Consider the following 23,235-nt stretch of genomic DNA (forward strand, 5'->3'; position numbering starts at 1 on the left):
CGTGTACTTGGCGAGCGAGGCCTGCGGGCCGGTGAGCTGCTCCGCCTCGTCGAGCCGCGTCATCTGCTTCACGAGGAGCTGCATCTGCGTGAGGACGCAGGGCCCTGCCCCGCGGGCTACAGGTAGCGCAGCGGGTCGAACTCCTCGATCGGGATGATCCGGACGCGCGGCAGCATGGTGGTGAAGGCGTCGGCGTCGGCCTCGAGGTCGTACATGACCAGGCCGCGCTGCTCCAGATCCGTGAACCGGGCGTTGACGAACTCCCGGAAGCCCAGCAGGCCCACGCGGCGGTCGTCGTCCTCGAGCAGCGCCTCGATCTGCGGCAGGAAGTCGCCGTCGTGGCTCGCGAGCAGCACGTCGCCGGGCCGGTCCAGCAGCGCGTCGAGGGTGCGCTGGATACCGACGTCGACCACCTTCTCCGAACCCTGCGCGGCCAGCGGGATCGGCTTGTAGCCCATGGCGAGCAGCGCCTGCACGAACGGCATCGGCATCTGGCCCGATGTCGCGTTCAGGAAGAACAGCGGCACCACGTCCTGCGACCACACCTTCTCCGCGAACGCGGAGATGCGGTCCCAGCGGGGGCGCTCCTCGGGGGCGGGACGGCGGTTCAGCACGTTCATGCCGAGCGTGGCGTCGATGTTCTCACCGTCGACGATGAGATACGTGCGCCGGGGCGTCTGCCCTGGAACCTGCGGGAACGGTGCTGACATACCTCACAGCGTAGCGGCGAGGCAGGTGGCGGGTCGGACACCTGGTCCGTCCGAAGTCAGGGCGATTTCCCGGGCGAATCTCAGGCACCGTTCAGAAACCGGTCGCACACTGGAAACATGGCTACTCCTGAGGCGCGTCTCGTCGTGGTCGACGACGAACCGAACATTCGTGAGCTCCTGTCCACCTCCCTGCGGTTCGCGGGCTTCGAGGTACATGCGGCCGCGGACGGCAACGGCGCCCTTCAGCTCGTCCGCGACGTCGAGCCCGACCTCGTGGTGCTCGACGTGATGCTCCCCGACATGGACGGCTTCACCGTGACCCGCCGCATGCGCGCGACCGGCCGGCACACCCCCGTCGTCTTCCTCACCGCGAAGGACGACACGCAGGACAAGGTGCAGGGCCTCACCGTCGGTGGCGACGACTACGTGACCAAGCCGTTCAGCCTCGAAGAGGTGGTGGCCCGGATCCGCGCGGTGCTGCGCCGCACAGGGGTGCCCACCCCCGAGGAGGAGGCCGTGCTGCACGTCGGCGACCTGGAGATGGACGAGGACTCGCACGAGGTGCGCCGCGCCGGCGTCGAGGTGGACCTCTCCCCCACCGAGTTCAAGCTGTTGCGCTACCTCATGCTCAACTCCGGGCGGGTCCTGTCCAAGGCGCAGATCCTGGACCACGTGTGGCAGTACGACTGGGGCGGGGACGCGAACATCGTCGAGTCCTACATCTCCTACCTGCGGCGCAAGATCGACACCCTGGAGGTCGACGGTGAGCTTCTGCCCCCGCTGATCCACACCAAGCGCGGCGTGGGGTACCTGCTCCGCGCCCCACAGCCCGCCCGTGCTTGAGCGGATCAAGGAGCGCCTGTCCGGCATTCCGCTGCGGGCCCGCCTCGTCGCGATCATCTCGCTGCTGCTCGCGGCGGGGCTGGGCATAGCCGGCGTGGCGACGACAACAGTGGTGTCGAGGTTCCTGGTCCAGCAGGTCAATGACGAGCTGAACGCCGCCGCCCGCGCCCCCAACGAGATCCTGCAGGCGAGCGCGCAGGGACTGCCCAGCGACTACTACGTCCTGGTCAAGGGCGAGGAGGGCACGGTCCGAACGCTGGGTAACGAGGCCGTCAACAAGTTCGGTAGGCCCGACCTGCCCGACGTGACGTACGAGGAGGCCGCGGAGAGCGGCGGCAAGCCGTTCACGACACCCGCGTCGTCCGACACGGCAGGCAGCGAGAGCTGGCGCGTCATCACCCTGGTCGGCGCGTACCCGACCGGTGAGCGAGCCGTCGTCTACGTGGCGCTGCCCCTGGTCGGCATGAACAGTACGATCTCGATCCTGACCAACACCCTCATCCTGTCCGGGCTGGGGATCGTGCTGCTGGGCGGACTCACGGCCTGGGTGCTGGTCGAACGGTCGCTCCGGTCGCTCCGGACCGTCGAGCAGACCGCCGCGCAGATTGCCGCGGGCGACCTCACGCTCCGTGTTGCAGAGGCGCCGCCCAGCACCGAGATGGGCTCCCTCGCCGTGTCGCTGAACGCGATGCTGGCCCAGATCGAGCGCGCCTTCGCCGCGCAGGAGGCGTCCGAGGCGCGGATGCGGCAGTTCGTCTCGGACGCGTCGCACGAGCTGCGCACGCCCGTCGCGACCATCCGGGGCTACGGCGAGCTGTACCGGATGGGTGCCCTGGACAGCACGGACAAGGTCGACGACACGATGCTCCGCATCGAGGACGCCGCGCGCCGGATGGGCACGCTCGTCAACGACCTCCTGGTGCTCGCCCGGCTCGACGAGGGGCGGCCCATCGCTCGCGAGGACGTCGATCTGGCTGCGCTCGCCAAGGACTCCGCCCAGGACCTGCACGCACTGGACCCGACCCGTGAGGTGTCGGTGGTGCCGCTCGTTCCCGACGCCGACGGACCCCTGGGGCACGTTCCCGAGGCGCTCGTCGTGGAAGGCGACGGCGACCGCCTCCGGCAGGTCGTCACCAACCTCATCGGCAACGTCGCACGGTACACACCCGCGGGTACGCCGGTGGAGATCGCGCTCGGCACGCGGCCCGACGGCGTTGCGGTCCTGGAGGTCCGCGACCACGGTCCCGGCCTCAGCGAGGAGCAGGGCCGCCGGATCTTCGAGCGGTTCTACCGCGCGGACTCGTCACGCACTCGCGAGTCGGGCGGCTCAGGGCTCGGGATGGCGATCGTCGCGGCGATCGTCGGCGCGCACGGCGGGCACGTCGAGGTGTCGACCACCGAGGGCGGGGGTCTCACGGTCCAGATCACGCTGCCTGCCGAGCCGTCCGTGCCCACCATCCAAGACGGTAGTAGCCGCCCCTGACCGATTCGGTAATAGGCTGGCCGTGCAGTGACCGACCTCAACCGTTAGGCAGAATTCACATGGGCGTGCTGACGTCAGACGCGCCGCAGTGGTTCCTCAAGTCTTTCGTCCGCAGCGCGTTGGGCGCGGGAGCCACGGCGGATACCGAGGCGATCGAGGACGTCGGCCAGGCACTTCTCGACCGATGGTCCGACGAGCACCGCCACTTCCACAACCTGCGCCACCTGGCCGCCGTCCTGCACCGGGTGGACGAGCTGGCCGAGGAGACCCACGAACCGGACCTGGTGCGGCTCGCGGCCTGGTACCACGGCGCCGTGTTCAGCTCCGAGAAGAAGGTGGCGGAGGCCTCGCAGGGTGGCGAGCAGTCCACCGCCTCGGCGATCCTCGCCCATGACGAGCTGATCGACCTCGGCGTACCGGCACGCGCCGCCGACCGGGTGGCCGCGCTGGTCAACGCCATCGTCCGGCACGCACCCGACCCGGCGGACTTCGACGCGGCGGTGCTGAACGACGCCGATCTGGCGATGCTCGCCGCCGAGCCCCAGCGGTACAAGGAGTACAAGTCGGCGGTGCGCGCGGAGTACGCGCACATCCCCACGGACGTGTACCTCCAGGCCCGCATCCGCGTCATCGAGCGGCTGCTCGCCCGCAAGTCGCTGTTCCTGAGCCCGATGGGCGCCGCGTGGGAGGCACCCGCGCGGCAGAACCTCGACATGGAGCTGCACCGGCTGCGCAAGGAGCAGTCGAAGCTCGGCTCGGCCTGAGAGAGACCCCCCGCACGGCCCCGCAGTGGTTCGAGCACGACCACAACCCGAGCTGTCACGCGCCCGTGCACAGCACCCGCCTGGCGGGCCCCGCCGTCGGCCCGCGCCTGCCTACCGTCGGTGGACGACGCCGGACGGGCCGGCGCGCGGGAGGTGAGGGCCATGCGGTTCGAGGTCGACAGTGACCAGGTGGAGCAGGCGGGCGCCGCGGTGGCGGGCTCGGTTGCGACGGTGCGCACGGAGGTGGGCGCGCTCATGCGCAACCTCGACGCGCTGCAGGCGACCTGGCAGGGGCCGGCCGCCGCGGCGTTCGGCGGGACGGTCGCGCAGTGGCGCGGCGCGCAGGCACAGGTGGAGGGCGCGCTGGACGCGATCCAGGCAGCCTTGACGGCCGCGGCGCGCACCTACGCGGAGGCGGAGGCGGCGGCGACCCGCATGTTCTCCTGAAATGGCCGACGCCGGCCGGTCGCCCTCCGCAGAAGAGGTGACCGACCGGCGTCGGACAGGTGCCGGGCACGACCCGTTCGGGCCGGCCCGAGCGGGTCAGGCAGGACTCAGAAGTCCATGCCGCCCATGCCACCGGTCGGGTCGCCGCCACCCGCAGCCCCAGCGGGCTCCGGCTTGTCGGCGACGACGGCCTCGGTGGTGAGGAACAGCGCGGCGATCGACGAGGCGTTCTGCAGCGCGGAACGCGTCACCTTGACCGGGTCGTTCACGCCTGCGGCGAGCAGGTCCTCGTACACGCCGGTCTGAGCGTTCAGGCCCTGACCGGAGGGGAGGTTGCGCACCTTCTCCGCCACGACGCCGCCCTCGAGGCCGGCGTTCACGGCGATCTGCTTCAGCGGGGCGTCGATGGCGGCACGCACGATCGAAGCACCGATCGCCTCGTCACCCTCGAGCTCGAGCTTGGCGAACGCGACGGCACCGGCCTGGATGAGGGCCACGCCACCACCGGCGACGATGCCCTCCTCGACGGCAGCCTTCGCGTTGCGAACGGCGTCCTCGATGCGGTGCTTGCGCTCCTTGAGCTCCACCTCGGTGGCCGCACCGGCCTTGATGACGGCGACGCCGCCGGCCAGCTTGGCGAGGCGCTCCTGCAGCTTCTCGCGGTCGTAGTCCGAGTCGGACTTGTCGATCTCGCTGCGGATCTGGTTCACGCGACCCGCGATGAGGTCGGCGTCGCCGGCACCCTCGACGATCGTGGTCTCGTCCTTGGTGACGACGACCTTGCGCGCCTGGCCGAGCTCCTCGAGCGTCGCGTTCTCCAGCTTGAGGCCCACCGTCTCGGTGATGACCTGGCCGCCGGTGAGGATCGCGATGTCCTGGAGCATGGCCTTGCGGCGGTCGCCGAAGCCCGGCGCCTTGACGGCGACGGACTTGAACGTGCCACGGATCTTGTTCAGCACCAGGGTCGCCAGGGCTTCGCCCTCGACGTCCTCGGCGATGATGAGGAGCGACTTGCCCGACTTCATGACCTGGTCGAGCAGCGGCAGCATGTCCTTGACGTTCGAGATCTTCGACTCGACGATCAGGACGTACGGGTCCTCGAGCACGGCCTCCTGGCGCTCGGGGTCCGTCTCGAAGTAGCGGGCGAGGAAGCCCTTGTCGAAGCGCATGCCCTCGGTGAGCTCGAGCTCGAGGCCGAAGGTGTTCGACTCCTCGACGGTGATGACGCCTTCCTTGCCCACCTTGTCGAGAGCCTCGGCGATGAGCTCGCCGATCGCCGGGTCACCGGCCGAGATGGCGGCCGTGGCAGCGATCTCTTCCTTGGTCTCGATCTCCTTGGCAGCGTTCAGCAGCTGCTCGGTGACGGCCTCGGTGGCCTTCTCGATGCCACGCTTGATGGCGATCGGGTTGGCACCGGCGGCAACGACGCGCAGGCCCTCCTTGACGAGCGCCTGGGCGAGCACGGTGGCGGTGGTGGTGCCGTCACCCGCGACGTCGTCCGTCTTCTTGGCGACCTCCTTGACGAGCTCCGCGCCGATCCGCTCGTACGGGTCGTCGAGGTCGATCTCCTTGGCGATGGAGACGCCGTCGTTCGTGATCGTGGGGGCGCCCCACTTCTTGTCAAGAACGACGTTGCGGCCCTTCGGGCCGAGCGTGACCTTCACCGTGTCGGCGAGCTGGTTGAGCCCGCGCTCCATGCTCCGACGAGCTTCCTCGTCGAAAGCGATGATCTTGGCCATGGGGATGAATCCTCCGCTGGTGGCTTGTCCAGGCCGGCCGGTGCCCGCGACGGACGGCCTACCGCCCCGACGATCATGTCTCGCCGCGACAGGAGGCCTCACCATTCGACCCTGCTGTCACTCTCGAACGGAGAGTGCTAAGACATTATTGGCACTCGGACCATGAGAGTGCAAGGCGCGTCCCCTGCCGGCGAAACCCGGCGCGGGCCTATCCCCCCGCCAGACCGTGCGCGTGCCGCACGTCGAAGTCGCGCAGCAGCGCCCGGCGGGCGGCATGCCAGCCGCCCATGCCGTGCACGCCCGGACCGGGCGGGGTCGACGCCGAGCAGAGATACACGCCCTCGGCCATCTGGTAGGGGTCCGGTGCGGGGGTGGGGCGCGCGAACATCTGCCACATGGTGGCCGCCCCGGCGGAGATGTCGCCCCCCGGGTAGTTCTGGTTGTGGCGCTCCATCTGCGCTGCGGGAATGCACCGCGAGCCGACGACGACGTCGCGGAACCCGGGCGCGAACCGTTCGATCTGCCGGGTGACCGCCTCGGTGACATCCTCGGTCGAGCCCGCCGGGACGTGCGCGTAGGACCACAGGGGCCGCCGCGAACCGCGCAGCCGGCTCACGTCGGCGACGGTCGGGTCGCTGACCAGCACGACCGGCCGTTCGGCATGGAGCCCGCGCGCGACGGCGTCCTCGGCGATCACCATCTCGGCGCGCGTCCCGCCGACGTGCACGGTCGAGGCATGCCCGACCTCGGGCACCCGCCAGGGGACCGGGCCGTCGAGGACGAAGTCGACCTTGGCCGCCGCGTTCCCGTACCGGAACCTGCCAAGGGCCGCGCGTCGCGCCGGACGAATCCGGTCCCCCGCGATCCGGAGGAGGGTGCTGGGCGTCGTGTCGAAGAGCACGGCGCGCGCGGGCGGCAGGTCCGACCAGCTCTCCACCCGCCGGCCGGCCTCGACGGTGCCGCCGTGCGCCTCGAGGTCACGGACCATCGCGTCCGTGATGGCCTGGGAGCCGCCCAGCGGGATCGCCCAGCCCCCGTCGGCGTGCGCGAGCGCCGCGAGGAGCAGAGCCGTACCAGCGCCGGCGAGCGACGGGAGCGGCGTGATGCCGTGCGCCGCGACCCCGGTGAGCAGGGCTTTTGCCTCGTCGGTGAGAAACCGCCGGTCCCAGCGCGAGCCGCCCTGCTCGAGGAGCGCGGCACCGAACCGCAGGCCCGGCCGGACCATCGAGGCGAGGTCCGACGCCGTCGGCCCGTGCTCGCCCCGCAACCCGTCCAGCATGCCGCGCGGGGTTCGCTTGTCACCCAGGGCGAGCGCCGCCACCTGGCGCCAGTCGGCGGAGAGCGGGCCCAGCAGGTCGCGCCAGGCGTCGCCGTCTGGCCCCAGCCGCTCAGCGGTCCGCGCGAGGTCGCGATAGGCGAGGCCGGCCCGGTCGCCGTCGAGCGGCTGCGCGTAGGCGACGTCCGGCGCGACCAGCTCGACACCGTGCGCGGGGAGGTCGAAGGCCCGGAAGAACGGCGATGCCCAGGCCAGTGGGTGCACGGCGGAACAGAGGTCGAACAGCATGCCGTCCGCGAGCTCGGGGATCTCGACGGTGCGTGCGCCGCCCCCGATCGTCGGCTGGGCCTCCAGCACGCGGACTCCCAGGCCCGCGCGGGCGAGCGTGACTGCGGCCGCCAGGCCGTTGGGCCCTGAGCCCACCACCACCGCGTCGAGCAGAGTCACTCCCCCATCGAATCACGAGGATCGGCCCTCTTGATCCGGCAGGTGGTACTCGCGACCGTGGCCGTATATAAAGAGTATAAAGACTTTAAACCTCAGGAGGCCCTGTGGCCGTACACCGCAACCCCTTCAAACCGACCGCCGGTGCCACACCTCCACTTCTGGTCGGGCGCCACGATGATCTGGACGAGTTCGAGGAATCGCTGGACGACGGCCCGGGCGCTCCAGGGCGACTCACGATCTTCACCGGTGCCAGGGGTGTCGGCAAGACCGTCATGCTGACCGAGGTATCCGACCGGGCTCTACGTCGAGGCTGGGTAACCATTGCGGACGCAGCCTTGCCCGGTCTGGTCGACCGGCTCACCGACGAGGTGACCGACCATCTCCACGAGCTCGATCCGTCACGTCTGCCGGGCCGTGCCCTCACCGGGCTGAGCCTCGGCGGTTCTGGTGTCACCTTCTCGGAGAGCCAGGCTGCCAAACCGAGGTGGCGCAAACAGCTCGGCGCCCTCCTTGACGTCCTCGAGCAGAACGACACAGGCCTGCTCCTTACGGTGGACGAGGTTCATTCCAGCGCGCGCGAGGAACTCCGAGAACTCGCAGCCACCTACCAGCTGCTCGTCCGGGAGGACCGGAATATCGCCCTGGCCTTCGCCGGGCTGCCAGCCGCCGTGTCCGACCTGCTGAACGACGACGTACTGACCTTCCTCCGTCGGGCCAACCAGGTCGAGCTCAAGGACGTCGCGCTCGATGACGTTCGAACCGCTCTGCGTTCCACGGTCCGGGAGAACGGTCGCGAGATCACAGAGCCGGCGCTCGACCATGCGGCTCGGGCAACCGGCGGATACCCCTTCATGATCCAGCTCGTGGGCTACCACGTCTGGCGCAAGGCGACCGGCGACCGCATCGACGAGGAGTCCGTGCTGGAGGCGATTCCGGTCGCCAGGCGCCGCCTCGGCGCGACCGTCCACGCCACGGCACTTGCCGACCTCTCGGACGTCGACCGGACCTACCTCTTGGCCATGTCGCAGGACGACGGGGAGTCGTCCACGGGAGAGCTGGCGAGACGGATCGGGGCGAGCCCGCAGCATGCGGGCGTCTATCGCGCCCGACTCATCGCGGCGGGCATGATCGAGCCAACTCGGCACGGTCACGTGGGCTTCGCGCTGCCGTTCCTTCGCGAGTATCTCCGCGAGCACGCAGCCCAGTACCGAATCGACGACCGCGGCACCATCAGCAGGCGCGACCGACGCTCATAGAACGAGCAGCCGCGGTACGGGCGGCTGCTCGCAGGCGTCGGGCTTCGTCGTCCGACATCGTGCGGGGAGGTCGTCGTCGACCAGCCAGATCGGACGCCGGGGTCTGGGTCCCGGCATCCTTGGGGGGCGGGCGACGGGCGGGCCCTTCCCGCCCGTCGTCCCATCGATGTCAGGCTGGACGAACCTGCTCAGCCTGCGGACCCTTCTGTCCTTGCCCCACCTCGTATTCGACCGGCTGCCCCTCGTCGAGGGACCGGTAGCCGTCGGTCTGGATCGCACTGTAGTGAACAAAAAGGTCCTGGCCGCCGGCGTCGGGGGTGATGAAGCCATACCCCTTCTCGGCGTTGAACCACTTGACGGTGCCCTGGGCCATGCGTAGTTCTCCTTGTACCTCTGCACGGGACACTCGGTCGACCCGTGGTGGTTCGAGCCTAGTGGTCCGGCTCACACCAGGGAAGCCTCTATGTCCGGTATGAGGCATTCAGCGGAAGGCGAACGTGCAGGTCAGAGGCCTGTGCCGGGGTCAGCCCAGGTAAATATCAGCATGGTGGTACGGATCCGGTGGACATTTTGTCCGCAGACTGCCCTGGGCACACGCCGCCCTTACGTTGACCGAGAGCCGACGCCGGCACTGCCGTCGGCTCTCGGTCACGCGCGCCCTCGCGGCGCTGCGCCATGGGTCGTGCGTTCCGGACCTGTCAGCCCGTCGGCTCTGTGTACATGAAGATCCAGACAGCCTCCGACGAGCCGGTCACGGCTTCGTTCATGACGACGTTGGCCTCCGGGATACCCAGGATCGCGGCAGCCGCCTTGCCCTCCTTCTCCCGCCCGTCGCCGTACCAGACAGTGTTGGCGGCGGCCGTGTCGACGGCCGAGAGGTCAGGAGCACTCGCCGGGTCGGCCTCCTGGCTGAAGGTCGCGCCTCCGAGCCCGCTCGAGACCAGACTCTCGCTCGTCGACGACGCGAGGCCGGCGACAGTTCCACGGTTGAACACCATGTACGCGGCAGCGGGGTCGACGGCAGCGACCAGTTCCTCGACGCTCTGCTCGGGCGTCTCGGTCGACGGCGACGTGCTCGGCGACGTGCTCGGCGATGCGGAGGCCTCGCCCGACGGATCAGCCGAAGCGGACGCCGACGTCGAAGCCGACGCGCCACCCTGCGCCTCTGCAGGGTCGTCACCTCCGGACAGCAGCGTGATGCCGCCCCACGCCACGGCGGCGCAGACTACGGCGACCAACAGGAACGGCCAGGCCGAGCTCCAACCGCTACGCGGCGCACGGTGCACACCCACGGGTGCGCCCCCGGGGACAGCGACGTCGAACTCGTCGGGCGGGTAGGGGTAGCCACTCTTCGTCACGGCAGAGAGAGTAGCGGGTCGTTGTGACGGATCGGTGCCCGGTCAGTGGTTCTCGTCCGCCAAGCGGCGTGCAGAGCGCGCCCGCTGACGGGTCGATCGGAGCCTGCGCAAGCGCTTGACCAGCATCGGGTCGTGCTCAAGAGCGGCCGGAGTGTCGATCAGCGCGTTCAAAACCTGGTAATACCGGGTGGCGGTCAGATCGAAGAGTTCTCGCGCCGCTTCCTCTTTTGCGCCCGCGTACTTCCACCAGCGGCGCTCGAACGCGAGAATCTCCCGGTCACGGTCGGAGAGCTTGTTCTCGGCGCCCTCGGCTACCGGGATGTCGGCACCGGAAACCAGCATCTCGCTCATCTGACCACCGGACGCCCGGAGTACGTGACTGTTCTTCACCCTTGCCCTTTCACAGTGTCAACACGCCGGCCCTGCCCGCGGCGTCGCATCAGACCTTCGAAGCCGTCCCGCCTACGGGAGGCGCCAGTCGACCGGCCGTGCGCCCTGCTGCTCGAGCAGCGCGTTGGCCCGCGAGAAGGGCTTGGAACCGAAGAAGCCGTTGCGGGCCGACAGCGGCGACGGGTGCGCACTCTCGATGACCGGGACGCCGCCCAGCCAGGCCTTCAGGTTGCGTGCCTTGGCGCCCCACAGGATCGCCACGAGCGGGCCGCCCCGCGCCACCAGCGCCCGGATCGCCGCCTCGGTGATCTCCTCCCAGCCCTTGCCGGAGTGGGAGTCGGACGAGCCGGGCCGGCACGTGAGCGTCCGGTTGAGCAGCATGACCCCCTGATCGGCCCAGGGTCGCAGGTCACCGTTCGACGGGAGCGGGACACCGAGGTCGTCCTGCATCTCCTTGTAGATGTTGACCAGCGACCGCGGGACCGGTCGCACGTCCGGCTGGACGGAGAAGGACAGCCCCATGGCGTGGCCCGGCGTCGGGTACGGGTCCTGACCCACGATGAGCACCCGCACGTCCGCGAGCGGCCGCTTGAACGCCGCGAGCACGTGCTCGCCGGCAGGCACGTAGGTGCGCCCCTGCGCGACCTCCGCACGCAGGAAGTCCCCCATCGCATGGATGCGCGGCTCGACGTCTGCCAGCGCTTCCGCCCAGTCCGGCGCGACGACCTGCGACAACGGAGGCGGGCCGGAGGCCGCTCCGGAGGCGCTGTCGGTGTCGACTGGGGGTGTCGGGTTCACGGTGGTCTCCACGTGCAGGAGGCTACCGGCACCCTCCGACACTGCCAGTTTGTGCTGCCTGTCACACTCCCGAGCCAGCGAACTTCCGCCTACAGGCGGGAGAATGAGCGCCGTGACCACGACACCCCCAGATTCGGAAGGCCACGCCACCCACCTCGCCGAGACCGCCCCCGTCCGCTGGGCCCGGTACATCGCCATGGGCGACTCCTTCACGGAGGGCCTGTGGGACCCGTACCCCGACGCCCCAGACGTCCAGCGCGGCTGGGCCGACAACCTCGCCGCCGTGCTCTCGGCGCGGCGCATCGCCGCAGGCGAGACGCCTCTCGAGTACGCGAACCTCGCGATCCGCGGCCGCAAGCTGCGCCCGGTCGTCGCCGAACAGCTCGATGTCACCATCGACGCCCGGCCGGACCTCGTCTCGCTCGTCGCAGGCGGTAACGACATCCTGCGCGCGTCAGCCGACGTCGAGGCGATCTCGGCCGCGCTTGAGGACGCCGTCGTCGCCCTCAGAGCGTCGGGAGCCGACGTCCTGATGGGCACAGGGTTCAAGGCCGGTGCCGCGCTGAGCTGGACCAACGGCCGCGTGGGCGTCTTCAACGCGAACGTCTGGTCCATCGCCAACCGGCACGGGGCACGCGTCCTCGACCTGTGGGGCATGCGGTCGCTGGCCGACCTGCGGCTCTGGTCCGACGACCGCATCCACCTCACCCCGGAGGGGCACCAGCGCGTCGCGAACGCCGCCCTGGTGGCGCTCGGCCTCGAGCCGGACGACGCCGCCTACGACAACCCGCTCGACGCCTCCCCTCCCGCGGCCTTCCGCGACGCGGCGCGCGCCAACGCGGTCTGGATGCGCCAGCACGTGGGCCCGTGGGTCAAGCGCCGCCTGACGGGCACCTCCAGCGGGGACGGCCGCTCCCCGAAGTGGCCGACGCCGCAGACGTGGCCGCGGGCGTAGCGCCTCGTCGAGCCCTAGAATTTCACCGGCGGGACCAGAGGCTCCCCGGCCTGTGCGCCGGGAGCCGCTGGCCGGTCGAAGACGTCCCTCTCAGCGGGTAACTTAACCTTCTAGATAGTATAGTTTCGGCCATGACGATCAGCCCTCCGCTCAGCGCGCGCACGCCGCTGCTCGGCCCCCGACGGCGCTGGACGCTCCTGGTGACCGTCGGTCTCGGCCTGCTGCTGATCACGCTGGACAACTCGATCCTCTACACGGCGCTGCCCACGCTCACCCGCGAGCTCGACGCCAGCTGGACGGAGAGCCTCTGGATCATCAACGCCTATCCGTTGGTGATGACCGGGCTCCTCCTGGGTACGGGGACCCTGGGTGACCGGTTCGGCCACCGGCGGATGTTCCTGGCCGGGCTGGTCGTGTTCGGGCTGGCCTCGCTCATGGCGGCCACCGCACCCACCCCAGAGGTGCTGATCGCCGCGCGCGGTCTGCTGGCCGTCGGCGCCGCCGCGATGATGCCGGCCACGCTGGCCCTGATCCGAGTGGCCTTCGTCAACGAGCGCGAGCGCAACGTAGCGATCAGCGTGTGGGGCAGCCTGTCGGTCGTGGGCGGTGCGCTCGGACCGATCGTGGGCGGTGCGCTGCTGGAGCACTTCGCGTGGGGATCGATCTTCCTGATCAACGTGCCGGTGGTCGTCATCGCCGTGGTCCTCGGGGTCGCCGTCGCGCCGGGCAACGACCCGCACCCCGGAACCAGGTGGGACTTCATCTCCTCGGTGCAGGCTCTGGTCACGCTGGTCGGGCTCGTGGTGCTGATCAAGGAGGTGGTCAAGGTCGACCGCTCCGGGACCGTCGTGCTGGGCGCGGCCCTGGCGACCTTCGTCGGCTGGTGGCTCTTCGTCCGTCGTCAGCGGCGCCTGCCGTTCCCGTTGCTGGACCTGTCGATCTTCCGCAACGCCGCGTTCGCCTCCGGGGTCCTGGCGGCCGCGTTCGCCATGTTCGCGATGGGTGGCCTGCAGCTGGCCACCACCCAGCGGTTCCAGCTCGTGGCGGGCTTCTCGCCCCTCGAGTCAGGGCTGCTCGTGGCCGCCGTCGCGGTCGGGTCGCTGCCGTCGTCGATCCTGGGCGGGGCCTTCCTCCACATCGTGGGCCTGCGAGTCCTGATCGGCGGAGGCCTCGGTGTCGGTGCCGTCGGCGTGGCCTGGACCCTGGTCGCTGTCCAGCACGGGATGGGCTGGCTGCTCGGCGGCCTGTTCGTCACGGGCCTCGGGCTGGGCGCCGCGATGTCCGTGGCGTCGACAGCGATCATCGGGAACGTGCCGGCCCGCCGGGCGGGCATGGCCTCCTCTGTGGAAGAGGTCTCCTACGAGTTCGGCAGCCTGGCCGCCGTCGCGCTGCTCGGGTCGCTGCTGACCACCGTCTACACGTTGACCATCCGCCTGCCCGACGACGCCCCCACCGACGCGAGCCGGTCCATGACCGACGCCCTGACAGTGCCTGGTACCGGACCAGAGGTGCTCGAGGCCGCGTTCCGCGCGTTCGGCAACAGCTATTCCGTGGTGATGGTCGTCTGCGCCGGGGTCCTGGCCGTCGGCGCTATCGTCACGACCGTGCTGCTTCGTACCTACGGCCCTGGGTCGGAATCCTCCGCCTACGGCTCCGGCCACTGAACCCGACCGCGACGCGCCCCGGAGGCCCCGTGCGACCGAGCAACCGTGACCGCATCCTCGACGCCGCCGTGCGCGTCATCCAGCGCGAGGGCGTCACCGCCGTCACGTTCGACTCCGTGGCGGCCGAGGCAGAGCTGACGCGCGGCGGGATCATGTACCACTTCCCGTCGCGCGAGGACCTGCTGGCCGCTATCCACCAGCATCTCGCCGACCGGTGGGAGGCCTCGCTCCTGGCCGACGCCGGCCGGCCCGCCGAGAAGCTCACCGCCGACGAGCGGCTGGCCGCCTACGTCCGGGTGAGCGCCCAGTCCGCGACCCGCGCCGAGCTCCAGCTCATGCTCGAGGCCGCCACCCGCCCGGAATGGGCGGCGCCGTGGAGCTCAGTCCTGGAGCGCTGGGCGCCCGTGTCCGGCGACGCAGTGGACGACGACGGCGCCATGGACCGGCTCGTCACCCGGCTCGCCGCCGACGGGCTGTGGATGTTCGAGGCCCTCGCCTATCGCGCCATGCCGGAGGCGCAGCGCCGAGCGGTCACGGAGCACCTGGTGCGGGCGGTCGCGGTTCCGGATCCATAGGTCGATCCGGAGCATCGCTGTGCGATTGGAAGACCAGGAGTCGTGCGATCGGTAGAGTAACTTCCGTGCGATTGGAAGACTAGAAGGGCCGAGCTGAGCTGGACGCGTACCTACCCAGTGCGCAAGCCGGAGGTCCTCCGTGCTTGGCTCACCGCGTATGCCGCAGCCACGTCGTCGACGACGACATACTCGAAGATCCTTGACGCAGCGACCGCCGGCCTGTCGAACAAGCCCGCGAAAGAGAGAGGCTGCCGAGGCACGCCTCCACCATCTACGGACGCAGAACGGCAACCACGAGATCGACCTGGTTGTCGTGCGCCCCGATGGCCGAGTGCTTGCCATCGAGGTCAAGCTGGCGGACCGAGTCGAGGATGCCGACGTCAAGCACATCCGTTGGCTCCGCGACCGGATCGGAGACGATCTGATCGACGCTGTCGTCATCTGCGCCGGCGAGCACGCCTACCGACGTCGGGACGCCGTCGTCCCGCTCGCGCTGCTGGGGCCGTGACCGGTCGCACCTACCGGGCGTTGAGTCCACTGGCCCGGATGCCGCGTGAGCCTGCGTCGACTGCGGACTTTGTAGCGGCCCACCACCGCCAATGCAGACTTCGTTGCGGCTAAGCCCCCTCAAACAGCAACCAAGTCTGCTGTCACCGACGTAGGGCGCGTCGAAGTCTGCAGTCGACGGGTGGGAGTTTTCGCCTCTTCACGTTTCGGGCCCGCCGCCGCGTGTTGAGTCAGGCAGCGTGTTCGGTGATGATGCGCCGGAGGTACTTCGAGACGGACACACCCTCGGCGGCGGCTCGTGCGGCGACCTTGTCGCGGACGTCGCGGGGCAGGGTGACCGAGACCTTCGGTGAGTGCTCTTCGCCGCTGAGCGAGTAGCCGCCTCGGTGGAGGTTCCGGAGCCGCTGTGAGACGCGCTCGGTGGTGGCTTCGATCTGCTCGTCGGTCATCCCGGCGGAGTAGTCCTTGCCGGGTTCCTCGGGCCTGCGCGTGTACTTGGTCATCGTGTTCATCCTTCCTCGGTGAACGTCTGCTGGAAGCGCTGAGCGCGGGTGATGACGAGTAGGTTCGGCTCGTCGTCGGCAAGGTGTCCGATGACTTCCCATTGGCCACCTTGTCCATCGTCGCCGAGCCAACCGAGCCAGATCCGGCCGTCTTCCTCGAACCGGATCGGGTCGTGCTGGCTCATGACCGCCTCCACGAGTGACCAGTCGAAGCTCTTGGACCGTTTCCGCGCCGTCCGCCCCACCACGTATTCCACTTCCTCAGTATGGCGGCGATACCCGAGGAGTCAAGCGGGTATGGGGGCGATACTCGATGGTGCAAGCGACTGCCGGCGGGCACTACAACCGTCGAGGTGTCCCTCGGCGACATGGGGCCGCTGTTCAGCGTGCCTGAGGCTCGGGGTGGCCGGGGTGCTTAGTCAGGCACCTTGTCAGGCCAATCCCGGTCCGCTGACCCGGGAACGACAGCAGGCCAGCACCGGAACGGCACTGACCTGCTGTGATGCGTGGAGCCGCCTGTCGGGTTCGAACCGACGACCTTCCGCTTACCGAACGGGCCTGCCCATTAGATATCCGCCGGGTCCCGACTGTTGCCAACCGGTGCAGCGCCAGGGCCACCGTCAGTGCTGTAGAGATACGTACATGCTCGTTGGTTGCCGCCCATTCCGCCGGATTACCGCCGGGAGCCGTGCCTTGGGAGCAGCGAAGACCCACGGCTGATGTCACACACCGCGGATACGTTCGTCCCATGACCCTCGCAGACCTGACAGACCCGGAAGCAGTGAACAAGGCGATCGCCGAGTTCGACGCTCTCGGACGAGATGCGTTCCTCGGCAAGTACGGATTCAAGCCCGCAAGGGACTACTTCATCGTGGTCGACGGCGAGCGGTACGACTCCAAGGCCGTCACGGGTGTGGCCCACCTGTACCAGACCGGCGTTCTCATGACGCCTGACATGTTCTCAGGCGGAGAGAGCACGGTGGCGACCCGCCTCAACAAGCTCGGCTTCGAGGTCACCCGTCCCACGATGCCTCCGAACTGGTCCGTAGACGAGTTGATGTTGGCTCTCGACCTCTACCTACTTGTCCGTGGACAGGGCCGCGACGGCTTCGCTGCGAAGGTCGCAGCCCTCAGCGAGGAACTGCGATCACTCCGAGTCTTTCCGGAGGCCGTCAGGTCAAACCCTGCGTTCCGCAACCCTTCGAGCGTGTCACTCAAGCTCGACAACTTCTCTTCAATCGACCCGGCACATGAAGGCCGGGGCATGGAGCACGGAGGTGCGGGAGACGTCAGGGTGTGGGACGGGTGGGCGCACCGGCCCGACGAGCTCGCCCAGGCCGTCGCTCTGATCCGCACCCGCGGCGAGTCTGACGACGCACCCGAGGAGACCGGTGAGGACGAGGAGTACGAGGCGCTTGAGGGCCGGATCTTGTTTCGTGAGCACCGTCGCCGAGAGCGCGATCGGACGCTCGTAGTCAAGAAGAAGCAGAGCGTCTTCAAGAAGACCGGCCGTCTCGCCTGCGAGGCCTGCGACTTCGAGTCCTCCGAGGCGTACGGCGTCGAGGGAGTCATCGACGTTCACCACGTCGCCCCTCTGCACGAGATCGGCGAGAGCGTCACCACGATGAAGGACCTAGCGCTGGTCTGCCCTACCTGCCATCGGGTGCTGCACAAGCACCAGCCCATAATCACTCCCGCTGCACTCCGACAGAAGCGGACCGCGACTGATCCGGATCAGTCTGGCGTGTCATAGCACTTGAGGCCCACGGGCTCCCCAGGATTTGGAGCGCTTCGTCGAGCGCCGGCAGACAGGCCATGAGAACCTGGAATCGCCACCGATCGGGCATTCCACCGCATATGAAGGGGTAGCGATGAGCAACGAGAAAGACTACAAGGGCACGCACGACGGCCAGGAACACTACAAGGGCACCCAGGACGGCCAGGAGACTAGAGAGGAGAGCTTGCTTGGCTCCGCGTACACCTTTCAGACCGGGGCCGTGGTGACAACCAGCGACGCCACGGCCACAGATCTGGCCGACGCCGACGACGACGACGACTGACAGAAAGCGCAGCCGGTGGCGCCATCGAGTGTCGGAACATTCATTTCATTCCTGCTCCTGCTCGCCCCTGGCGCGCTGTGGCAACTGATCCGCGCGAGATACAAGCCGTCTGTCAAGGAGACAACCCTAAGCGAGCTGGCACGGGTAGTACTCATCTCCCTGCTCGCCACGACCGCCGCTTCGCTCGTGCTGCTATTTCCCGTATGGCTGCCACTGTTTCGGCACGCCGACTCCATCAGTTTAGGCACGCCGAATTCAATGGCGTCTGTATTACCTTATCTCGCTGGGGTCGTTGCGACATCCGCCACCGCGTGCGGCTTGGTGCTGATTGTCACCGCACACATATGGCCCGAAAAGCCACCGATCAGCGAAGGGCGCGTATGGAGCCAAGCCTTCGTCGAGTCCAAACCTGACGACGCGGACTCCCCGTTCCTGACAGTTGAACTTCTAGACGGCACAATCTGGCGCGGCGAGCTCGCAACCTTTGACGCCGACCCGGAGGATGCCAACCGAAACTTGGCCCTCACGAGTCCGCTGCGACGCAAACGGCCAGGGGAGCAGTTCAAAAATAAGGACGGCCGAGGATCTCGACTCGTACTTCTACCCGAAGTGCAGGTCAAGTCGATTCAAGTCGAATACCACAAAGCAACCGCTGCGGGAGCGATCGAATCAGAGAAGAAACCGCACCCGATTCTGAGGCGTCTCCGGGTCGCAGCCCGTAGAGATAATGCGGCGGAACCGTAGTAGCACAGAAGAGGCCCCCACCCGATCGGGTGGGGGCCTCTTCGTCTTCGTCGGAAACATGCTCACGCCATGTGCCCGCCAACTATGAGACTGGCCATCCGGTCGACGACTGCATCTGCGCCCGCCTCGCGGAGCTCTACGCCGCGTTGTCGCGTCTTGGCATAACCGATGGATCGGACGCCCGTAGCCTTCGCTACCTCGATGTCGGACACAGAGTCCCCGATGAGGACGGCGGTCCCCCGAATGCTCCCCGCGACTTCGAGTGCACGCTCGACGGTGTACGGGTGCGGCTTCATGAGGTCCGGCCGGAGGTGCGGACGCCCGACGACGTCGCGCACGTACGCCGTCAGGCCATGGCGTTCGAGGTAGACCCGGATCGGTTCCTCGGCGTTGTTGCTAACGATGACGACCGGAGTTCCTGCGGTGTCGAGCGCTGCCAATAGAGCGTGTGCGCCGGAGGTGGGAATACAGGCTCGTGCTGAGTCGATTTCCGCTGCCGTGCATGCGCTCTCGACGTCGGCGAGAGCACCCGGTGCGTACATGCCGGTCCAGCGGATGACGGCGAGGTGGTCCGACGTCGCGGCGATGTCGTCAGGTAAGACTGCGCCGTGGGTAGCGAGTGCCTGCCGCGCGGCGTCGGCAGCGTGCATGTTGGCCGGCGCGGGCATGAGTGGCGTAACAGGGCCGTCGAAGTCGAGGAGCACGGCGGCCGACTCGTTGAGGAGCGGGGCGGCGTCGGTCACGGAGTCACCTCGGTTGCCACGCTGTTCCAGACGCTGTCGAACCACTGGCGCACCTGTACGACAAAGGTTGATTCGATGGACTCGGGGTCGCCGTCGTCGGTGTAGTGGAAGAGGACGGCGTCCTTGCCCATCGGGTCGAAGATGCTCACCTTCTCCCCGTTGACTCGGACGTCGTGTGTGACCACGGGGTAGAAGCCGAAGAAGGCGACGTCGCCGTTGATGACGTAGGCCTTGAAGACCGGTGCGGAACCGAACGCGCGGGTCTCGACTGTGACTGTGGGGACGAGTTCGAGGTCTCCGAGTTCGAACACGGCGTCCCTGACGGCGCTGATGTGCCGGGCGCCGATGTCTGCCATGCGCTGCCGGGTGCGGGCGCTCTCTTCGTCGTCTCCGCTGGTCGCGGCTGGCAGCGCGAGCTGTGTGGTCATGTCCGACACCAGGAGTCGGAGCTGGATCGACTTGGGCGTGAGGCGACCGGTCCGGATCTTGTCGAGCGGTTCTGCGATCGCGCCGTGGAGCGTCTCTGCGGTGTAGCCGACGAAGTCGATCCGTACGTCGTCTGCCTCGAAGGCCTTTTCGAGGTGCGGGCGGAGCCCTACGGGCCGTTCGGTCCGCTCGCGTGCGTACATCCCGCTCCCCTGGCGCGAGGTCACCAGGCCGTCGTCCTTGAGGATGCGTAGCGCTTGCTGAACGGTCATGCGGGCTACGCCGTAACGCTCCCCGAGTTCCTTCTGTGTGGGCAGCTTCTCACCGGGCGCGATGGTGCGCGTGAGGATCGCGGCGCGGATCGCGGCTGCGACCTGCTGGTAGGGCGGGCGCGGGTCGTCAGGATCGAGGCTCATACGTCCACGGTACCCGCTTGGACAGCCAAATCAGCCAACTTTCCTCCATCTGTTGACATGGCTAGCCAGGCTGTGCAAGTCTCGCCTTGTTCGAAGATGTGACTAGCCAACCTAGTTCAATCTGAAAGGCGAGTGATGACACAGAGCCGAATTGAGGATCTGGCAGCCGCGAGGCGGCTGCTCCTCGCGCTGTCCGAGGGCCTGAGCAAGGCCGGTCAGTTGCTGTTCGCGGCTGGTCTGGCCGACGAGGGCCGGGCCGTGGCGCGGATGACCACCGAGATCGTGGCGATGCGGCAGAGCGTTCGTGCTGCCCACCACGGCGCTATCGCCAACGACCGTGGCAACACCGCCCTGGGGGAGAACTGATGAGCACCTGCACCGCTCTTGCCGCGTTCGACGACGAGCCGACGCCGAGCGACCTCGCGGCCATCGCAGCGCAGGAGCCGGTCATCGCGGCTGAGGTCGCCGTCGTGGACGCCGAGTGCCGCCTGGCGATGTCGCCCGACGAGCTGGCTATCAAGGCGCACCGCCGCGCGGTGGTCGCTCTGAACGTCGCCATGCGTACGGCGGTCGAGACCCGCACCAACCGTGCCACGTCCACGGCATCCGCGTTCGTGCTGGGTGACCGGCTCTCGACGGCCCGCCGGGTCGTCATCCGTCCTGCTGTTCGCACTGCCTGAAAGGGAGCATCGCCATGATCACCGTTTCGCTGCTGGTCTTCCTGGTCCTCGTTTCGTTCATCGCCGTGAAGTACGGCTCCGCCAAGGTCGGCACCCTGACGCTGGGTGTGTGCCTGGGTCTGGCGCTGGCGTCCACGTCGTTCGGCATGTGGGGCGTCGACGCCCTGAACGACCTGCTCAACAGCCTGTTCACGGGTGCCAACTCGATGGCGGGTGCCTGATGACGACGCCCAACGACGAGCACACGCCGTCCGGGCACACCCCGGACGATGCCGAGCTGGAAGCCATGTTCAACCGCCCCGCCGCCGATCTCGCCGTCCGTGCCGGCGGGCTGCTGGACCAGAGCGCGGTCACGGGTGACGAGGACAACTCGCTCTCGGGCGAGGTCATCGACGCCCCGACCCCGCCCGCGCCCGACGACGCCCCGCGCCCGCCGCGTGTGGTCCAGCACCGCGGGGACCACGGGCGGCTGACGGTGCTTCCCGAGTGGGCAAAGTCGCCGGAGGTGTTCTGGGCCGCTGCGCGGCGTGAGGCCGTGTTCGTGGCGTCCTGGACCGCTCACCACGGTGTGCGGCTGCCGTTCGTGTACCTGCCTCGGTTCGTGGTCCGTGCGGGTGTCGGGTTCGGGCTCTGCGTGCGGGGTCTGTCGCGGTGGGTGACCGACGCCGAGAACAAGGCCACCCGCGCCGCGCTCATGGCGGGTGTGCGCGGAACCTCGGAGTGGAAGACGCTCCGCAAGGAGCACGCCGATGGCGTCCGGGCTCGCCTGGGCGGCGTGGCGGCTGCCGGGATGGTCTCCGGTGTCGGTGGCGTCACCCTGCACACCTACACCGGTCCCGAGGGCCTGGCCGCCGCTGCTGTCGCGGCCGGTGCCGCTGCGGTAACCGCGTTCGGCATCGTCGGCACCCGCCACGCCGCCACGCCGATTGCCGAGTCCCACAAGGGCGACGTTCCCAAGATCACCACCGATGTCGTCACCGATGCTCTGCTGACCCTCGGGCTGGGTTCGATGGGGGAGGCCAAGCGCGGCAACGCGGAGATCAAGGTGCTGCGAATCTTCCCAACCACGGGCGGCGTCGAAATCCACATCGACCTTCCGCCCGGGGCGACCGCTGCCGACGTGATCGAGCGGAAGGACCGTCTCGCCGCTGCGCTGCGTCGCCGTGAGGACTGCGTGTGGCCCGAGGGCAACCCCAAGGCTCACCCGTCGCGCCTGAACCTGTTCATCGCGGACAAGGGCCTGTCCGAGCGGGGCGTCACGCACTGGCAGTACCGCAACAAGGGCAGCGTGAACGTGTTCGAGCCGTTCGTCATCGGTGAGGACCAGCGCGGCCGGCCCGTGTCCGTGAACCTCATGTACAACAACGGGATCGTCGGTGGCCTGCCGGGCATGGGCAAGACGTTCTTTGCCCGGGTGCTGATCCTGGGCGCTGCCCTGGACCCGCGCGTCGAGCTGCACATTCACGAGCTCAAGGGCACCGGTGACCTCCTGCCGCTGTCCCCGATCGCGCACGTGTGCCGTGCCGGTGACGACCCGGAAGACCTCAAGGCACTGCTGGCTGACCTCAAGGCCGTACAGGCCGAGATGCGCCGCCGGGCCAAGGTCATTCGGGACCTGCCCCGGGACGTGTGCCCGGAGAACAAGGTCACCGACGAGCTGGCCAAGGTCGGTAACCCGTATGGGTTCAAGCCGCTGCTGTTCGTCATCGATGAGACGCAGCTCGCGTTCACCGACCCCACGATGGGCGCGGAGATCTCCGCGCTGGTCGAGGACATCACCCGCCGTGGCCGCGCCCTGGCAATCATGATCTGGCTTGCCACGCAGCGGCCGAACAAGGACGCCATCCCGACCGGCATCTCAGCGCTGCTGAGCCTGCGTGCCTGCCTGCGTGTCGGGGACCAGACCACCAACGACATGGTGCTGGGTACGTCGATGTACAAGGCCGGGCACCGAGCCACGATCTTCTCTCAGGAGGACAAGGGCATTGCCCTGCTGGCCGGTGAGACGGCTGACCCGCAGCTCGTGCGCGGCGCGTTCGTGGACGGGATGAGCGCGGACAAGATCGTGGAGCGTGCCCGGGCCATCCGTGAGGCCAAGGGCCTGCTTACCGGGATGGCTGCCGGGGACGGCGCGGCCGACACCGACCACTCCACGATCCTTGACCACCTCCTGGCCGTCTGGCCCGAGGGCGAGGACAAGGTCTGGTCCGAGGTCCTCGCGGAGCGCCTGGCCGAGTCCAAGCCCGCGCTCTACGAGGGCTGGGACGCCGGGCAGGTCAACGCCGCCGCCAAGCGCCACGGCGTCGGCTCCAAGTCGATCAACCGGCGCATCGACGGGCGGGCCACCGTGCGCCGTGGCCTGATCCGCTCCGAGGTCACCCGGGCCCTGGGCGACGACGCCGCACTGCCCGACCCGACCAACGACTGACCTCACCCACCGCACGAACCGAG

The 23,235-nt window shown here is 68.7% G+C and carries 27 protein-coding genes and 1 pseudogene; 17 read left to right on the forward strand and 11 right to left on the reverse strand.

Going from position 1 to position 23,235, the window contains the following annotated elements:
- Positions 1-116: 116 nt before the first annotated feature.
- Complete coding sequence (locus AB0F40_RS20705) at positions 117-710, reverse strand: NYN domain-containing protein (RefSeq protein ID WP_357471881.1); 594 nt, start codon at positions 708-710, stop codon at positions 117-119.
- A gap of 117 nt (positions 711-827) precedes the next feature.
- Between AB0F40_RS20705 and AB0F40_RS20710 the strand changes: the two genes are divergently transcribed.
- The 4 genes from AB0F40_RS20710 to AB0F40_RS20725 all read left to right on the forward strand — a co-directional run bounded on the left by AB0F40_RS20710 (position 828) and on the right by AB0F40_RS20725 (position 4,247).
- Positions 828-1,553, forward strand: a complete 726-nt coding sequence (locus tag AB0F40_RS20710; RefSeq protein ID WP_357471883.1) for a response regulator transcription factor — start codon at positions 828-830, stop codon at positions 1,551-1,553.
- Positions 1,546-3,036, forward strand: coding sequence for a HAMP domain-containing sensor histidine kinase (locus AB0F40_RS20715; RefSeq protein WP_357471885.1), 1,491 nt, complete (start codon positions 1,546-1,548; stop codon positions 3,034-3,036). The genes AB0F40_RS20710 and AB0F40_RS20715 overlap by 8 nt, the downstream gene beginning before the upstream one ends.
- Before the next feature lie 59 nt (positions 3,037-3,095).
- Positions 3,096-3,800 (forward strand): hypothetical protein, encoded by a 705-nt coding sequence (locus AB0F40_RS20720; protein ID WP_357471887.1) that lies wholly within the window; start codon positions 3,096-3,098, stop codon positions 3,798-3,800.
- Between the two features lie 162 nt (positions 3,801-3,962).
- On the forward strand, positions 3,963-4,247 hold the full coding sequence (locus AB0F40_RS20725; RefSeq protein ID WP_357471890.1) for a WXG100 family type VII secretion target: 285 nt from the start codon (positions 3,963-3,965) through the stop codon (positions 4,245-4,247).
- Between the two features lie 107 nt (positions 4,248-4,354).
- Here the strand turns inward: AB0F40_RS20725 and groL are convergent, their stop codons facing one another.
- Together groL and AB0F40_RS20735 are read right to left on the reverse strand one after the other, a co-directional pair.
- Positions 4,355-5,986 carry a chaperonin GroEL gene (gene groL, locus AB0F40_RS20730; RefSeq protein WP_357471892.1) on the reverse strand — a complete coding sequence of 544 codons (1,632 nt, stop codon included), beginning with the start codon at positions 5,984-5,986 and terminating at the stop codon, positions 4,355-4,357.
- 208 nt (positions 5,987-6,194) lie between these two features.
- Entirely contained in the window at positions 6,195-7,709 is a 1,515-nt protein-coding gene (locus AB0F40_RS20735; RefSeq protein ID WP_357471895.1) for an NAD(P)/FAD-dependent oxidoreductase, read from the reverse strand.
- A gap of 104 nt (positions 7,710-7,813) precedes the next feature.
- Between AB0F40_RS20735 and AB0F40_RS20740 the strand changes: the two genes are divergently transcribed.
- The gene (locus tag AB0F40_RS20740) at positions 7,814-8,965 is read left to right on the forward strand and encodes an ATP-binding protein (RefSeq protein ID WP_357471898.1); all 1,152 of its coding nucleotides are present in this window, start codon (positions 7,814-7,816) and stop codon (positions 8,963-8,965) included.
- 169 nt (positions 8,966-9,134) lie between these two features.
- Here the strand turns inward: AB0F40_RS20740 and AB0F40_RS20745 are convergent, their stop codons facing one another.
- The 4 genes from AB0F40_RS20745 to AB0F40_RS20760 all read right to left on the reverse strand — a co-directional run bounded on the left by AB0F40_RS20745 (position 9,135) and on the right by AB0F40_RS20760 (position 11,448).
- Positions 9,135-9,338 (reverse strand): cold-shock protein, encoded by a 204-nt coding sequence (locus AB0F40_RS20745; protein WP_253870543.1) that lies wholly within the window; start codon positions 9,336-9,338, stop codon positions 9,135-9,137.
- Positions 9,339-9,663: 325 nt separating this feature from the next.
- The gene (locus AB0F40_RS20750) at positions 9,664-10,323 is read right to left on the reverse strand and encodes a hypothetical protein (protein ID WP_357471901.1); all 660 of its coding nucleotides are present in this window, start codon (positions 10,321-10,323) and stop codon (positions 9,664-9,666) included.
- Between the two features lie 42 nt (positions 10,324-10,365).
- Positions 10,366-10,674 (reverse strand): DUF3263 domain-containing protein, encoded by a 309-nt coding sequence (locus AB0F40_RS20755; protein WP_357471904.1) that lies wholly within the window; start codon positions 10,672-10,674, stop codon positions 10,366-10,368.
- A 111-nt stretch (positions 10,675-10,785) separates the two neighbouring features.
- Positions 10,786-11,448 (reverse strand): uracil-DNA glycosylase, encoded by a 663-nt coding sequence (locus AB0F40_RS20760; RefSeq protein ID WP_357471985.1) that lies wholly within the window; start codon positions 11,446-11,448, stop codon positions 10,786-10,788.
- Positions 11,449-11,707: 259 nt separating this feature from the next.
- Here AB0F40_RS20760 and AB0F40_RS20765 point away from each other — a divergent pair, with 259 nt between their 5' ends.
- The 5 genes and pseudogenes from AB0F40_RS20765 (at position 11,708) to AB0F40_RS20785 (ending at position 15,213) form a co-directional block, all read left to right on the forward strand.
- Positions 11,708-12,466 carry an SGNH/GDSL hydrolase family protein gene (locus tag AB0F40_RS20765; protein WP_357471987.1) on the forward strand — a complete coding sequence of 253 codons (759 nt, stop codon included), beginning with the start codon at positions 11,708-11,710 and terminating at the stop codon, positions 12,464-12,466.
- Positions 12,467-12,597: 131 nt separating this feature from the next.
- Positions 12,598-14,130, forward strand: coding sequence for an MFS transporter (locus AB0F40_RS20770; RefSeq protein WP_357471907.1), 1,533 nt, complete (start codon positions 12,598-12,600; stop codon positions 14,128-14,130).
- Between the two features lie 29 nt (positions 14,131-14,159).
- The gene (locus AB0F40_RS20775) at positions 14,160-14,705 is read left to right on the forward strand and encodes a TetR/AcrR family transcriptional regulator (protein ID WP_357471910.1); all 546 of its coding nucleotides are present in this window, start codon (positions 14,160-14,162) and stop codon (positions 14,703-14,705) included.
- A gap of 157 nt (positions 14,706-14,862) precedes the next feature.
- Positions 14,863-15,009: pseudogene (locus tag AB0F40_RS20780) on the forward strand (hypothetical protein); the annotation flags it as partial.
- Between the two features lie 27 nt (positions 15,010-15,036).
- Positions 15,037-15,213, forward strand: a complete 177-nt coding sequence (locus tag AB0F40_RS20785) for a hypothetical protein (protein WP_357471989.1) — start codon at positions 15,037-15,039, stop codon at positions 15,211-15,213.
- A 229-nt stretch (positions 15,214-15,442) separates the two neighbouring features.
- On the opposite strand, the gene AB0F40_RS20790 is transcribed toward AB0F40_RS20785, so the two are convergent.
- Entirely contained in the window at positions 15,443-15,715 is a 273-nt protein-coding gene (locus AB0F40_RS20790) for a ribbon-helix-helix protein, CopG family (RefSeq protein WP_357471913.1), read from the reverse strand.
- A 5-nt stretch (positions 15,716-15,720) separates the two neighbouring features.
- Positions 15,721-15,900 carry a hypothetical protein gene (locus tag AB0F40_RS20795; RefSeq protein WP_357471914.1) on the reverse strand — a complete coding sequence of 60 codons (180 nt, stop codon included), beginning with the start codon at positions 15,898-15,900 and terminating at the stop codon, positions 15,721-15,723.
- 563 nt (positions 15,901-16,463) lie between these two features.
- On the opposite strand from AB0F40_RS20795, the gene AB0F40_RS20800 reads away from it, so the two are divergent.
- The 3 genes from AB0F40_RS20800 (at position 16,464) to AB0F40_RS20810 (ending at position 18,519) form a co-directional block, all read left to right on the forward strand.
- Positions 16,464-17,468, forward strand: a complete 1,005-nt coding sequence (locus AB0F40_RS20800; protein WP_357471917.1) for an HNH endonuclease — start codon at positions 16,464-16,466, stop codon at positions 17,466-17,468.
- Positions 17,469-17,586: 118 nt separating this feature from the next.
- Positions 17,587-17,775 carry a hypothetical protein gene (locus AB0F40_RS20805; RefSeq protein WP_357471920.1) on the forward strand — a complete coding sequence of 63 codons (189 nt, stop codon included), beginning with the start codon at positions 17,587-17,589 and terminating at the stop codon, positions 17,773-17,775.
- Between the two features lie 15 nt (positions 17,776-17,790).
- Positions 17,791-18,519: a DUF6338 family protein gene (locus AB0F40_RS20810; protein ID WP_357471923.1), complete on the forward strand. Its 729-nt coding sequence runs from the start codon at positions 17,791-17,793 to the stop codon at positions 18,517-18,519.
- A gap of 62 nt (positions 18,520-18,581) precedes the next feature.
- Here AB0F40_RS20810 and AB0F40_RS20815 read toward each other — a convergent pair whose 3' ends face one another.
- Together AB0F40_RS20815 and AB0F40_RS20820 are read right to left on the reverse strand one after the other, a co-directional pair.
- Entirely contained in the window at positions 18,582-19,262 is a 681-nt protein-coding gene (locus AB0F40_RS20815) for an HAD hydrolase-like protein (protein ID WP_357471926.1), read from the reverse strand.
- A complete protein-coding gene (locus tag AB0F40_RS20820) occupies positions 19,259-20,104 on the reverse strand; it encodes a winged helix-turn-helix domain-containing protein (RefSeq protein WP_357471929.1) in 846 nt (281 codons plus the stop codon). Before AB0F40_RS20820 ends, AB0F40_RS20815 begins: the two co-directional genes overlap by 4 nt.
- A 135-nt stretch (positions 20,105-20,239) precedes the next feature.
- On the opposite strand from AB0F40_RS20820, the gene AB0F40_RS20825 reads away from it, so the two are divergent.
- Genes AB0F40_RS20825 through AB0F40_RS20840 form a run of 4 tightly spaced genes read left to right on the forward strand, consistent with a single transcriptional unit; the run spans position 20,240 to position 23,212 of the window.
- Positions 20,240-20,470, forward strand: a complete 231-nt coding sequence (locus tag AB0F40_RS20825) for a hypothetical protein (protein ID WP_357471932.1) — start codon at positions 20,240-20,242, stop codon at positions 20,468-20,470.
- A complete protein-coding gene (locus AB0F40_RS20830; RefSeq protein ID WP_357471935.1) occupies positions 20,470-20,784 on the forward strand; it encodes a DUF6284 family protein in 315 nt (104 codons plus the stop codon). The genes AB0F40_RS20825 and AB0F40_RS20830 overlap by 1 nt, the downstream gene beginning before the upstream one ends.
- Positions 20,785-20,798: 14 nt before the next feature.
- On the forward strand, positions 20,799-21,005 hold the full coding sequence (locus AB0F40_RS20835; protein ID WP_357471938.1) for a hypothetical protein: 207 nt from the start codon (positions 20,799-20,801) through the stop codon (positions 21,003-21,005).
- On the forward strand, positions 21,005-23,212 hold the full coding sequence (locus AB0F40_RS20840; protein ID WP_357471941.1) for an FtsK/SpoIIIE domain-containing protein: 2,208 nt from the start codon (positions 21,005-21,007) through the stop codon (positions 23,210-23,212). The genes AB0F40_RS20835 and AB0F40_RS20840 overlap by 1 nt, the downstream gene beginning before the upstream one ends.
- Positions 23,213-23,235: the final 23 nt, after the last annotated feature.

The organism is Promicromonospora sp. NPDC023987 (genome assembly GCF_040639055.1).
Taxonomy (GTDB): Bacteria; Actinomycetota; Actinomycetes; order Actinomycetales; family Cellulomonadaceae; genus Promicromonospora.